This window comes from Micromonospora sp. NPDC049801, from assembly GCF_040656575.1.
GTDB lineage: Bacteria > Actinomycetota > Actinomycetes > Mycobacteriales > Micromonosporaceae > Micromonospora.
This window is the reverse complement of the sequence record NZ_JBFAMS010000015.1, coordinates 89660-102721: the sequence shown is the minus strand read 5'-3', so window position 1 is coordinate 102721 and position 13062 is coordinate 89660. Positions and strand designations below refer to the sequence as shown.

Below are 13062 nucleotides of genomic sequence, written 5' to 3'. Positions count from 1 at the left end.
TACAACGCCAGGCGTTAGCAGGGGGCCCTTCCTTCAGTCGGTAGGCTGACCGGCATGAAGGTTGCTACGCGCTTTGGGTCTGGTCACCGCGTTCTTGTCACCGGCGGCGCCGGTTTCGTTCCGTCGCACCTGGTCGACTCGCTGATCGCCCGCGGGTGCACGGTGGTGGCCCTGGACAACTTCGTCACCGGTTCCAAGGAGAACGTCGCCCACCTGCTGGACCGGCCAACCTTCACCCTGGTCGAGGCGGACCTCTCCGACGGCCTGCCGACGCACCACCCGGCGCTGGCCGAGCGCTTCGACGCGATCCTGCACATGGCCTCGCCGGCCAGCCCCACCGACTTCGCCCAGCTTCCGGTGGAGATCCTCCGGGTCGGGTCGGTGGGCACCCTGCACCTGCTGGACCGCGCGGTCGCCGACGGCGCCCGGTTCCTGATGGCCTCCACCAGCGAGGCGTACGGGGACCCGAAGGAGCACCCGCAGCGCGAGACCTACTGGGGCAACGTCAACCCCATCGGCGTCCGCAGCGTCTACGACGAGGCGAAGCGCTTCTCCGAGGCGGCCACCATGGCGTACCACCGGTACCGGGGGCTGGACGCCGCGATCGTGCGGATCTTCAACACGTACGGCCCGCGGATGCGCCCGGACGACGGTCGCGCCATCCCGACCTTCATCTCCCAGGCGCTGCGTGACGAGCCGATCACCGTGCACGGCACCGGCAACCAGACCCGGTCAATCTGCTTCGTCGAGGATCTGGTGCGGGGCATCCTGCTGCTGCTCGACTCGACCGAGACCGGGCCGGTCAACTGCGGTACCGAGCACGAGATGTCCATGCGTCAACTCGCCGAGTTGATCGTGTCACTCTCCGACAGCAACTCGGAGGTGACGTACATCACGCGCAGCGCGGACGACCCGGAGATGCGGCGCCCCGACCTGACCCTCGCCCGTGAACTGCTCGGATACGAGCCGGCCGTGACGCCCGAAGACGGCCTGCGACGCACGATCGAGTACTTCCGGGCGCGGCTAGGGTAACCGGCTCGCGGCGGACCGCCGATCGCTGAGTGTCACCTGAGGGCGGTAGTGGCCCTCGCTACGTACTCTGAGTTGCATGTCAGCGACCCCTGCCGGCGTTCCCCACCCGTACCTGCACCGCAGCGCCGGGCGCGCCTCGGTGCCCGGCCCCGACCGGGGCGCCTCCGGACGCGCGCGTCCGGCCGAGGCGCGCTTCTACCCGTCGTACGACGATCGGCAGGTCGGCCCCGGCGGGCCGACGGGACCGGGCGGGCCGGGTGGCGCCGGCGGGTCGGGACGGCGTGGTCCCCGCCCACGCTGGGGGCGGATCGGCCTGGTGGCGGGCATCGCGGTGCTGGTGTTGGCGCTGCTCGGCGGCCTGGGCGCGTGGCTGTACGCGCGCGGCCTCAACAACGACCTGGCCCGCACCGATCCCTTCGCGGAGATCACCGGCGGCCGTCCGGCGAAGCCCGTCGACGGCGCGTTGAACATCCTGCTGGTCGGCAGCGACTCCCGGGACCCGGACGCGCCGGTCGACACCAAGAGCCAGTGGCGGGCCGACACGATCATCGTGATGCACATCCCGGCCGACCATAAGGAGGCGTACCTGGTCTCCATCCCGCGTGACCTGTACGTGCCGATCCCGGAGAGCGCGGGCGCGGACTGCGGCTCCGGCCGGCGCGCGAAGATCAACGCAGCGTTCGCCTTCGGTGGCCTGCCGCTGGCGGTCCGTACCGTCGAGTGCTTCAGCGACGTCCGGATCGACCACGTCATGGCGATCGACTTCGGCGGGTTCAAGGAGGTCACCGACGCCCTCGGCGGGGTGGACCTGAAGGTGGAGCGGACGATCACCTCGATCCACAAGCCGTACCGGACGTTCACCAAGGGCACCAACCACATGGACGGCGCGGAGGCGCTGGACTGGATCCGGCAGCGTAAGCAGTTCCCGGACGGCGACTTCGCCCGGATGCGGCACCAGCAGGACTTCCTGCGGGCGCTGATGGACAAGGCGGCCAGCACCGGCACCCTGGCGAACCCGAAGAAGCTCAACGACTTCCTCAAGTCGGTGACCGCGGCGGTGACCGTCGACCAGGGCTTCTCGTTGACCGATATGGCGGTGCAGTTCCGGAGCCTGCGTGGTGAGAACCTCACGTTCCTGACCAGCCCGAACTCGGGCAGCGACACCATCAACGGCGAGTCGGTGGTGGTGTCGGACCGGGAGAAGGCGCTGGCGATGTACAAGGCCATGTCGGCGGACACGATGGCGGACTGGGTGAAGGCCAACCCGCCGAAGAGCAACGACGGCGGCTGAGCCTCCTCTCCTGCCCCCACTCCGTAAGTGTCTTGACCGTCCATTGGGGATTGTCTTAGGTTTGGGCCTCGCACCTCGATCAATGACAACCACGGACACGGCAGGGGCCCTGGCCGGGCGAACCGCTTGCCGGGCGTCTCGATCGAGGGAGGCGCCCGGCATCGCTTCGGGTCGTTGCCCTCTGCCACCAAGGCGAGGAGAAGTCGATGACAGGCAAGCTGCACAAGGCGTTAGGGGCGACGGCCGCCGCCGCGCTCATCACGGGGGCTGGCCTGGCAGCCACCGCCGCACCGGCTCAGGCTGCCGCCCTCGGGTGCCCGTACCCCTACACGTGCCTCTCCGACCAGGACAAGGTCATCGATCACAAGTACCAGGTCGTGACCTCGGGCTTCCAGTCCATCTCGAACGGGGTCGATGTCGTGTACGGCGCCAACAGCCGCAACGACGACGTTGTGTACGTCCGGTACACCACCGGGCTGATCAAGTGCATGGCCGCCGGCAAGCCCAACACCCTCTACGACGTCGGGTACTACGGGATCCCCAACGGGATCCGCATCGACTCGGCGTCCACCTGCGCGTACGGGCCGATTCCGCCAGCGAGCAAGTAGACCCTGCGGGGGTCCGACCCATCCGGGTCGGGCCCCCTTTCGCGCGTGCCACACCAGGTGCCGCGCCAACTTGTCAGATAGAATCGGACATTAGGGGCATCGAGGCGTTCGAGCCGATCAGGCCATCGCTGCCTCGCCTTTCTGGTCATCGAGTGGGGGCGATCGCCTGGTTGACGGTGCCTGGCGAGCGAATTGAGTCCAGATGAACTCGCAAAGTCGAATTGATGTACGTACAGTGGTGCCGCCCCCTCCTGATCACGAGCTGGAGCACGAATGCCGGTTCAGGCCAGCCGTCGCCCTCCGTCCACTACATCCGCCGCGCAGAGCGGTCGTATCGCCGCGTCCATACCGGTGCAGCCCGGCCCGTCGGGCGGCGGCCCGGGCGGTCGTCCGCCAGGTGCCGGCGACAGCCGGACAGGCGGCAAGGGGCCGGCGAAGAAGCGGCCCCGGCGCAAGGATCCGCTCTGGGCCCGCCTGACCGTGATCTTCGGTGCGGTGCTGATGCTCAGCAGCGGGGTGGCGATCGTCGGCACGAAGGTGCTGGTCGGTCAGGCCACCGGTGACATCGCCCAGCGCAACCTGCTCGGCGACGCCGGCAAGACCGACGCCGAGGGTGGCGCGAGCCTGGACGGGCCGATCGACATGCTGCTGCTCGGCGTGGACGCCCGGGAACGCTGGGCCGCCGACGACGTCCGGTCGGACAGCATCATTGTCCTGCACATCCCGGCCTCGCACGACCAGGCGTACCTGATCTCCATCCCCCGCGACACCGAGGCGCAGATCCCCCCGTTCAAGAAGAGCGGCTACACCGGTGGCACCGACAAGATCAACGCCGCCTTCCAGGCCGGTGCCCGCAACGGTGGCGGCTGGGAGGGTGGCGCCCAGCTCATGGCGCAGACGATCAAGCGCCTCACGGGCATCAGCTTCGACGGCGCGGCGATCATCAACTTCGGGGGCTTCAAGAACGTCATCGACACCCTGGGCACCGTGCGCATCTGCGTGAGCCAGGAGGTCACGTCGCTGCACATGAGTTATGTCGACGGTAAGCCGATGTGGAACGCCGACGCCAAGAAGACCGGCAAGACGATGAAGCCGGTGGTGCACAAGAAGGGCTGCCAGGAGATGGAGGGTTGGGCTGCGCTCGACTACTCGCGGCAGCGCAAGACCCTCCGCAACGGCGACTACGACCGGCAGCAGAACCAGCAGCAACTGATCAAGGCGATGGCCCGCAAGGCCAACGACGGCGGCATGCTGACCAACCCGGCCAAGATGAACTCGTTGATCAAGGCAGCCGGCAAGGCCTTCGTCCTGGACACCGGCGGCGTGCCGATCGAGAACTTCATCTTCACCATGCGTGGCGTCACCGCCAACGAGTTGACCATGTTGAAGACCAACAACGGCAGCTTCAACGGCAACGGCAACAACCGTGAGGCGTTGAACGAGGAGACGATGGCGATGTTCGAGGCGGTCAAGCAGGACAAGCTCGCCGAGTTCGTCTTCACCCACCCCGAGGTGATCTCCGGCCGGAAGTGACGGCCAAGTCGCGGAAAGCCCGGCGACCGTTCCGTCACTGACCGTAGCCTGACGTGAGCAAGGTTCACGTATCGGCTGCGGGGAGGCGGTCACGTCCAGGTGGGGACGGAACGCGGCCGGCCGGGCACACCCGGCCGGGTCGCGCCGCGATCGCTGGCCACGCCTCCTGCTCGGCGTCGGACTGGCCCTAGTCCTGCTGGCCGGGCTCGCGGTGATGGGCCTCAAGACACTGACCCACCGGTACGACCGTACGGTCACCAAGGAGCAGTTGCTCGACGCCGACGCCCGAACCGACCGGACCGACCTGGACGGGGCGCTCAACTACCTGCTGATCGGCACCGACAAACGCGCCGGCGGCAGCGAGCCGGACCAACGCTCCGACACCATCCTCATCGTGCACGTACCCGCCGGACGGCGTGCGGCGTACCTGGTCTCCATCCCGCGTGACCTGCTGGTCGCCATCCCACCGGCGAACGGCTTCGGCGGCGGCCCCGACAAGATCAACGCCGCGTACGAGCACGGTGGCGGCGGATCGGCCGGCGCCCGACTGCTCTCCACCACCCTGAACCGGCTCACCGGTATCCGGTTCGACGGCGCCGCCCTGATCGACTTCTCCGGCTTCCGGAAGGTGATCGACCTTTTGGGCGGGGTGCAGATGTGCGTCGACACCGAGGTGCGCTCGATCCACACCAACCGGGTCTTCCGGACCGGCTGCCAGCGGATGGACGGGGCACAGGCGCTGGACTACGTACGGCAGCGCTACGACCTGCCCGGGGGCGACTACGACCGGCAGCGCCACCAGCAGCAACTCCTGCGGGCGATGCTGGACAGCGCCGGCGACGCCGACCTGCGCAACAATCCGGTGAAGCTGGACCAGGTGCTCCGGGCGGTCGGCGGCTCGTTGACCGTCGACACCAACGGCGTACCCCTTGAGGATCTGCTCCTCGCGCTCCGCGCGCTGCCGCCCGACGGAATGCGCGGCGTCCAGGTGCCCTCGTCCCCGCAGACCATCGACCAGGTCTCGTACGTGGTGCTCGACAACGGCGGCAACGGGCTGTTCGAGGCGGTCCGGGGCACCCGCGTACCGGACTGGGCGCAGGCCAACCCGCGCTGGGTGACCCGGTTGTGACCGTGGCGACGGCCGGGTCGGTGCCGATCCGGCCCCCGAGGATCTAGTGTTGCTTCCTGTGTTCGGACCCCAGGTTCCCACCGTGCCCGTGACCGAGATCGCCGACGACACCTACCTGCTCGATGTGCGGGAGGCCGACGAATGGGCGGCCGGCCACGCCCCCACCGCCCACCACCTGCCGATGATGGAACTGCCCGCGCGGCTGGCCGAGGTGCCGACCGACCGGGACGTGGCCGTCATCTGCCGCTCCGGTGGACGATCCGCCCAGGTCGTCGCCTACCTGATCAACAACGGCTGGGGTCAGGTGCGCAACGCCGACGGCGGGATGCGCCAGTGGGCAGCGGTCGGCCGAGCAGTGGTCGACGCGAACGGGCAGCCCGGCCAGGTCATCTGAGGCGGCCGGGATGGGCGGGCCACTGGTCTTCGCGCACCGCGGCGCCTCGTACGACCTTCCGGAGCACACCCTCGCCGCGTACCTGCGCGCCCTCGACGAGGGCGCCGACGGGCTGGAGTGCGACGTCCGGCTGACCCGGGACGGTCATCTGGTCTGCGTACACGACCGGCGGCTGGACCGCACGAGCAACGGTCGCGGGCTGGTCAGCGCGCGAACTCTCGCCGAGTTGGACGCGCTGGACTTCGGCTCGTGGCATCCAGCCGGCGCGCCGAGCGGTGACCTGCCGCCGGACGAGTCGCACACCCGGCTGTTGACCCTGGCCCGGCTGCTCGACGCGGTGCTCGCCGCCGGGCGGCCCGTCCGGTTGCTCGTCGAGACGAAGCATCCGTCCCGCTTCGGCTCGTTGGTGGAGCGGCGGCTGGTCGACCTGCTGCGGCAGTACGGGCTGGTCGATCCGGCACCGGACGACCCGGTCCAGGTGACCGTCATGTCGTTCTCCCCGCTGGCCGTACGCCGGGTCCGGGAGTTGGCCCCGGCGCTGCCCACGGTGCTGCTGCTGGAGGTGCTTCCACCCTGGCTGCGGCTGGGCCGGCTGCCGTTCGGCGCCCGCATCGCCGGCCCGGGCATCGGCCTGCTCCGGGCCCGCCCCCACCTGCTGCCCGCGCTGCGCGCCGCCGGCAACCAGGTGTACGTCTGGACGGTCAACGAGCCGGCCGACGTGGAGCTGGTGCTGGCCGGGGAGGTGGACGGGATCATCACGGACCGACCGGCGCACGTGCTGGCCCGGCGGGACCGCTGAACGGGCCGCGACGCCGAGCCGGCCGCCCAGCGCGTCGACCGCCGGCAGCGCCTACGCCTACGCCCACCCGACAACCGGGGGTGCCGAAAGCCGGGCCGGCGGGGCAGACTCGGCACATGCCGGAGCGTATCGATTTTCCCGCTCTTCTCGCCGGCCACACCGTCGTGATCGAGATGATCAATGCGGGGGACGCGGGCCTGCCGGTCCTCACCCAACTCCTCCGGATGGCCCAACCGGCGCTGTCCGCGAGCGGAATGGCGTTCGTCGAGTTCGGTCCGACGGGCGGCCGGGTGATCGCGGCCACCGGCGCGGCGGAGTGGGCGCTCGGCCGCCCGCTCGCGGCGGACGACCCGGACACGGTCCGGCTGCTCTCCGGCCCCCGGGTGAGCCAGGTCCGGGTGACCGATCTGAGCGGCAAGCTCGCCGCCGAACTCGCCGGCAGCGGCCTGCACCGGATGGTGGTGTCCCGGGCCGAGATCGGCGGTCACACCGTCGGCAGCCTGCACGCCCTCTATCCGGGCGACGACGAGCCGGGCGCCGAGCAGCAGGGCGTCATCGCGTACCTCGCCTCGTGCGTCGCCCACATGTACGGCGACCAGAGCGGACTGCCGGTGCACGGCGACGGGCCGGTGGTGGCGGCGCTCGCCGACGGGCTGGCGGTGGTCGACCGGGACGGGCACGTCCGGCTGTGGAACCCGGCCGCCGTCCAGGTCACCGGCTGCACGACGGGCCAGGCCCTGAACCGGCCGTTGCCGCTGCCGCTGCCGCCTGCCGGCCAGGTTCGCGACCACCGGCTGCCGGACGGGCGCTGGCTGCGCATCACCTCCGGCGACCTGCCCGGCCCGGGCGCGCTGCGGGTGGTCACCTTCCGCGACATCACCGACCAGCAGCGCCGCGATCACGACCGGGAGCTGTTCGTCGCGGTGACCAGCCACGAGCTACGCACGCCGGTCACCGTCATCAAGGGGTACGCGGACACCCTCACCGACCACTGGGAGTCGCTGACCGACGGCGACCGACGGCAGGCCGCCCGGGTGATCGGGCAGCGCGCCAACGAGCTGGCCCGGTTGGTCGACCGGCTGCTCTCCTCGGCGGCCGAGACGGGGCCCGCGGACGAGCCGCCCACCCCGTTCGACCTCGGTGCGGCGCTGCGCGCGGCGGTCGTGGACCTGCCGGCGGAGCTGCGGCACCGGCTGACGCTCCGCCTGCCCGTCGACCTGCCCAAGGCGCTCGGCCACCGTCCCAGTTTGGCCACCGTCCTGACCGAGCTGGTGACCAACGCCGGCAAGTACTCGCCGCCGGGCTCCCCCATCGAGATCACGGCCGGGGTCGACGGTCAGTTGGTCGCGTTCCGGGTGAGCGACCGCGGCATCAGCATCCGGCCGGAGCACGTGGAACGGGCGTTCGACCGGTTCTGGCAGGGCGAGTCCGGTGACCGGCGCGGCTACCCCGGGGCGGGGCTGGGCCTCTATCTCGTCCGCCGGATCGTTGAACAGCAGAATGGATGGGTATCCCTACGTCCGAGGACCGACGGCGGTACGGTCGCAGAGGTGCGGCTACCGCGCGGTTGACCTGCGGGGCGCGACGTGGAGGCGACGGTGGCGACGGCGGCGAGGGATCGGGCGTGGTGCGTGGTGGTTCCCCACCACCCCGCCGGCGCACGACTGGCCCGGCATCGGCTCGCCGACGACCTGGCGGACGTCGTGCCCCCGGCGCTCCTCGCGGATCTGATCGCGGTGCTCGCCGAACTGGTGGGCAACTCGGTCCGGCACGCCCACCCGCTGCCCGGCGGCGTGGTCCGGGTGGCCTGGCGGCTGCGGCCGTCCGCCGACGGCCCACGGATCCAGTTGCGGGTGACCGACGGCGGCGCGGCCACCGGCCCACGGATCCGCACCGCCGGCCTCGACGCGGCGGACGGGCGGGGCCTGCACATCGTCGCCGGCCTGGCGACCCGCTGGGGTGTCGAGCGGGACGGTATGGGTCAGCGCGTCTGGGCGGAGTTCGACCCCACTCCCACCCCCGGCCTGGTGCCGGCCGGCTAACACCTTCATGATCAACTCGCGCTGGGTTGGGTGGGTCCGGGTCATGCCGGGGCCGGCGGGGCTCTAGGCTGTGACGCCGTGAGCAAGCGTCGAAAGAGCCAGCGAGCAGCCACCGACACCACTCCCCGTCGGGACAAGGTGCGGGACGTCTTCGTGCCGCGTCCCTTCGAGGGCCTGGTCGACGAGCCCGAGTGGATCGCGCTGCGCGAGCTGGTGCCCGCCGCGTCCGCCCCGCTGCGCCTGGCGCCCGCCCTGGTCGAGGAGTTCGGCGACCGGTCGGCGACCCTGGCCACGGTGCTGCCGATGGCCGCGCCGGCGGTGAGCAAGCCGGACGGCCAGGTGCTCATCGGTCTACAGCGTCACCAGCAGTCCGGCGATGTCTCCCGGGACCTGGCCGAGGCGCTCCTCAGCGCGCTGCGCACCGAGCCGGGCGGCCAGGTTTCCGTGCCGCCGCTGCCCGGCCCCGGGCCGCGACTTCAGGACATCCTCGTGGACGGCCCGCTGGAGATCAGCATGCACGACGGGTTCGAGTTCTGGCTCGATCCCGGCGCGACCGATGACCCGAGCGTCCAGGCGTCCCTGGAGCGGGCGAACGCCGCCATCTACCCGACGGTGCGGATGACCTCCGCGAAGGCCGCGTACTGGTGCCGGGTCCCCGAGAAGGCGCACGTGCGCTGGGTGCTGCCGGACGACGAGGACGGCGCCCTCGACGCGCTGGCCCGGCTCGGCGCGGCCGGCACGCTGACGCTCGGCGACCAGACCAAGTTCGCCGGGATGTTCCGCGCCCACGGCCGGCTCGTACCCGTCTGGGACCTGCCCGAGGAGACGCCGGCGAGCGAGTGGGAGGACCCGGTGGCGCAGTTCGCCAAGCGGTACGCGGAGGCTCTCGCCAGCACCGAGGTGTTGGACGCCGCCGGCCGGCGGGCCCGCCAGGGGTTGCTCGGCCGACAGCTCACCCTGCGCTGAGGCGTTGTTAGGAAGGGCCCCTTGCTATGCACTAGGCGTTAGCAGGGGGCCCTTCCTTCAGGGGGGCGCGGACGATCGGGCAGGACATGCAGCGCGGGCCGCCCCGGCCGGAGCCCAACTCCGAACCGGCGATCGGGATGATCTCGATGCCGGCCCGCTCCAACTGCGCGTTGGTCTCCGTGTTGCGCTCATAACCGACGCACAGCCGGGGCGCGAGGGCGAGGGTGTTGTTGCCGTCGTCCCACTGTTCGCGTTCCGCGGTCACCGGGTCCAGGCCGGTGTCGATGACCCGCAGCTGGTCCAGGTCCATCGCGTCGGCGGCGGCTCGCAGGAAGGGCGCCGGGCCGTCCACCCGTGGGTCCTCGCCGTCCGCGCCGGCGATGACGGTGTACGCCGAGAGCGTGCTGGCGATGTTCGGATACATCAGGACGGCGTCGACGTCGACCATCGTGCAGACGGTGTCCAGGTGCATCGTGGCGCGTTTCTGGGCGATCGGCACCACCAGGATGGTGTGGGCCAGGCCGGCGGCGAAGACCTGCCGGCCGAGGCGTTCCGCGCCCGCCGGGGTGGTCCGCTCACCCACGCCGACCGCCAGCACGCCGGGTGCGAGCAGCAGCACGTCCCCGCCCTCCAGGTGTTCCAGGTCGGGGCGGTAGACGAACTCGGTGCCGGCGAACCGGGGGTGGTGCCGGTAGATGGCGTCGGTCAGGGTGGTCTCCCGGCGGCGGGCCGGCATGGCGAGGCTGGTGACGCCGACCCGGTCGCCGATCCACAGCGACGAGTCCCGGGTGAAGAGCAGGTTGGGCAGCGGGTCGATGACGAAGTCGTGCCGGTCCATCAGGGTGTAGACGAGCCCGCCCGGCCGCTCCGAGCTGATCCGCAGCTCCTCGTGGGCCAGCCCGGCGGTCAGCACGTCGGCCAGCGCGGCCGGGTCCAGGTAGGCGAGGTGGTCGGCGACCCGGGCGCGGAGCGTGTCGCCGAGGCGGCGCGAGCGCAGCACCTGCTCGGTCAGTTCGGCGCGGGCGTCCGCGACGGCCAGCGCCTCGGCCAGCAGGGTGGCCAGGTAGAGCACCTCGACCCCGCGCTCGCGCAGCGCCGCCGCGAAGGCGTCGTGCTCCTCCTGCGCGCGGCCGACCCAGGGGATCGCGTCGAACAGGAGCGAGTCGTTGTTGCGCGGGGTGAGCCGGGCCAGCTCCGGGCCGGGCCGGTGCAGCAGGACGGTGCCGAGCCGGCCGACTTCACTGTCGACGTAGTGGGTCACTCCCGCAGCGTAGGGCAGGGTTTGGCGGCATCCGAGAAAAGAACTGTGGATGAATATGGCATTCATCCACAGTCACTCCGGCGTTCCGGCTTGCCGAACACCCACAGTGGCAACGTAGGGTAGTGAGGACATAACTTCGAGGGACCTTTTGCCGGAGGTCGCGATGACTGTCTTTCCCGCACGACGAGCCGTACCGACCGCACGGGCACTGCCGCCCATCGCGGTTCCCCACCCCCGCGTCGAGGCGCCGGGGGCTCTCGAACCGATCCGCCCCACACCGCTCGAGTGGGCCCGACGCCGCCGTGCCGAGCGAGGCGCCCGTCGGCTGGAGGCGGCCGGCGCGCGGGCACTCGGTCAACTCGACCACCTCGGGCCGTCCTGGCACGTCATCGAGTGGCCCCGCACCGACGTGGCGGACGTCCTGCTCGACCGCGCGCAGGACGACCGCGCCGGTTTCCTCGCCATCGGGCCGAGCGGCCTGTTCGCGGTGACCATCGCCGACCACGGCCGGGCCCGGGTGCTCGTCGCCGGGGACGTCGTACAGATCAACGGGAAGCGGCCCCCGTACGTGACCGAGGCCCGCCGGGACGCCAAGCGGGCCAGCAAGGCCCTCTCCGACGCGGTGGGGCTGACCATCCCGGTGACGCCCGTGCTGACCTTCGTGGGTTCCGGCGTGATCAGCGTCTACGGCCTCCCGAAGGACTGCCTGATGGCCACCCACCGGGAGCTGGACCGGCTTCTCGTGGCCGGTGGCAACCGGATCAGCCCGACCACGGCCGAGAAGCTGGCACGGGTGGCACAGCACCCGAGCACCTGGCTGAACGGCACGTACCGTCCATCGGCCGACTACCGGTGGTACGAGGAGGGCCGAACGGCCGCTGACAAGGCGGCCCACCGCCGGTAACGTCACCGGCGACGCCACGCGGCCCCGGTCCCCCACCTACCCACCGGCTCCCGCGCCGTCGCCGGCCGCCCGGGAGTTCTCCGCTGCGGCGCGGTGACCCGGCTCGCTCGGTGAATCCGTCGTTGACCGGCTAGCGTGGACAGTCCGTCGTTGTACATAGGAGGCGCGGTGGCCCACGTCGAACTCTCGCTCTCAGAAGTGTTCGTGCCCTCGGCCCGAGCCTCGACAGAGTCTGAGTTCGACAATGTCGGCCAGTGGTCCTCGACCGTCGGGCGGGCGGACGAGCCCTGCCTGCTGATCGACGCCGACACCCGGGTGGTGGCCATCTCCACCGCCGGCTGCGCGCTGCTCTGCCTGGGCGAGCCCGCCGGCCTTATCGGGCGTCCACTGCTCGACGGCGGCCTTCGCCTGCTCGACTTCACCGCGAACCGGGGCGAGCTGACCGAGGCCGAGATCGACAAGATTCCGCCCCTGTTGGCGCTCTCCTCCGGCCGGCTCGCCCGGGGCCTGCTGCGGGTGCAGGCCGCCTCCGGCGGCGGGCCTGACGCGACGGTCGACGCGATCTCCACGCCGGTGCTCTCCGACGGCGCCGTCGCGGGCTCGCTCACCTTCTTCTCCGAGGTCTGACCTGCGGCGCGATGTGGTGTTCGCCGCACGCGGCGATGCCCAGATGGGCTCGGTTCCACGCCGTAGGGTGCCCTCATGCTCGATATCACTCTGCTGCCGGGGGAGTACGCCGTGTGCCGGCTCGGTGGCGGCACCGCCCTGCCGGACGAGTTGTCGAGCGGGCTGGGTCGCGCCGACGTGGTCACGGTGAGCTGGACCGCCGACGGGATCTCGGTGATCTGCCCGGCCGATCGGTTGCCCGACGAGGCCGTGGTGGAGACCATCTGGCGCTGCCTTCGCGTCGCCGGTCCGGCGGGCATGGACGGCACCGGCACGCTCGCGGCGCTCGTGGACCCACTCGCCGCGGCCCGGGTCAGCGTGGTCACCTTCTCCACCTTCGACACCGACTACGTGCTGCTGCCGGCCGTCCGACTGACCGAGGGCACAACCGCGTTGGAGCGCGCCGGACACCGCGTCCTCGGCTGAGCTTCACCCGG

14 protein-coding genes are annotated in these 13062 nt (G+C 71.1%); 13 read left to right on the top strand and 1 reads right to left on the bottom strand.

What is annotated here, in order from left to right:
- The first annotated feature begins 54 nt into the window (after positions 1 to 54).
- From AB0I89_RS25390 to AB0I89_RS25345, 10 genes are all read left to right on the top strand, one after another.
- A complete protein-coding gene (locus AB0I89_RS25390) occupies positions 55 to 1032 on the top strand; it encodes an NAD-dependent epimerase/dehydratase family protein (protein WP_357131516.1) in 978 nt (325 codons plus the stop codon).
- A gap of 76 nt (positions 1033 to 1108) precedes the next feature.
- Positions 1109 to 2323: an LCP family protein gene (locus AB0I89_RS25385; protein WP_357131512.1), complete on the top strand. Its 1215-nt coding sequence runs from the start codon at positions 1109 to 1111 to the stop codon at positions 2321 to 2323.
- Positions 2324 to 2529: 206 nt separating this feature from the next.
- Positions 2530 to 2931: a hypothetical protein gene (locus tag AB0I89_RS25380; protein ID WP_357131509.1), complete on the top strand. Its 402-nt coding sequence runs from the start codon at positions 2530 to 2532 to the stop codon at positions 2929 to 2931.
- Positions 2932 to 3204: 273 nt separating this feature from the next.
- Complete coding sequence (locus AB0I89_RS25375) at positions 3205 to 4464, top strand: LCP family protein (RefSeq protein WP_357131506.1); 1260 nt, start codon at positions 3205 to 3207, stop codon at positions 4462 to 4464.
- A gap of 214 nt (positions 4465 to 4678) precedes the next feature.
- Complete coding sequence (locus AB0I89_RS25370; protein WP_357131503.1) at positions 4679 to 5593, top strand: LCP family protein; 915 nt, start codon at positions 4679 to 4681, stop codon at positions 5591 to 5593.
- 58 nt (positions 5594 to 5651) lie between these two features.
- A complete protein-coding gene (locus AB0I89_RS25365) occupies positions 5652 to 5987 on the top strand; it encodes a rhodanese-like domain-containing protein (RefSeq protein WP_357131500.1) in 336 nt (111 codons plus the stop codon).
- A 10-nt stretch (positions 5988 to 5997) separates the two neighbouring features.
- Positions 5998 to 6786 carry a glycerophosphodiester phosphodiesterase family protein gene (locus AB0I89_RS25360; protein ID WP_357131497.1) on the top strand — a complete coding sequence of 263 codons (789 nt, stop codon included), beginning with the start codon at positions 5998 to 6000 and terminating at the stop codon, positions 6784 to 6786.
- A 116-nt stretch (positions 6787 to 6902) separates the two neighbouring features.
- Positions 6903 to 8357 carry an ATP-binding protein gene (locus AB0I89_RS25355; RefSeq protein WP_357131494.1) on the top strand — a complete coding sequence of 485 codons (1455 nt, stop codon included), beginning with the start codon at positions 6903 to 6905 and terminating at the stop codon, positions 8355 to 8357.
- A gap of 60 nt (positions 8358 to 8417) precedes the next feature.
- Positions 8418 to 8828, top strand: a complete 411-nt coding sequence (locus tag AB0I89_RS25350; protein ID WP_357131818.1) for an ATP-binding protein — start codon at positions 8418 to 8420, stop codon at positions 8826 to 8828.
- Between the two features lie 78 nt (positions 8829 to 8906).
- Complete coding sequence (locus AB0I89_RS25345; protein WP_357131491.1) at positions 8907 to 9794, top strand: DUF5926 family protein; 888 nt, start codon at positions 8907 to 8909, stop codon at positions 9792 to 9794.
- Between the two features lie 31 nt (positions 9795 to 9825).
- Here AB0I89_RS25345 and AB0I89_RS25340 read toward each other — a convergent pair whose 3' ends face one another.
- Entirely contained in the window at positions 9826 to 11055 is a 1230-nt protein-coding gene (locus AB0I89_RS25340; protein WP_357131487.1) for an arginine deiminase, read from the bottom strand.
- Between the two features lie 163 nt (positions 11056 to 11218).
- Here AB0I89_RS25340 and AB0I89_RS25335 point away from each other — a divergent pair, with 163 nt between their 5' ends.
- From AB0I89_RS25335 to AB0I89_RS25325, 3 genes are all read left to right on the top strand, one after another.
- Positions 11219 to 11959, top strand: coding sequence for a hypothetical protein (locus AB0I89_RS25335; protein ID WP_357131483.1), 741 nt, complete (start codon positions 11219 to 11221; stop codon positions 11957 to 11959).
- Between the two features lie 168 nt (positions 11960 to 12127).
- Positions 12128 to 12586, top strand: a complete 459-nt coding sequence (locus tag AB0I89_RS25330) for a hypothetical protein (RefSeq protein WP_357131480.1) — start codon at positions 12128 to 12130, stop codon at positions 12584 to 12586.
- A 75-nt stretch (positions 12587 to 12661) separates the two neighbouring features.
- Positions 12662 to 13051, top strand: a complete 390-nt coding sequence (locus AB0I89_RS25325) for an ACT domain-containing protein (protein WP_357131477.1) — start codon at positions 12662 to 12664, stop codon at positions 13049 to 13051.
- Positions 13052 to 13062: the final 11 nt, after the last annotated feature.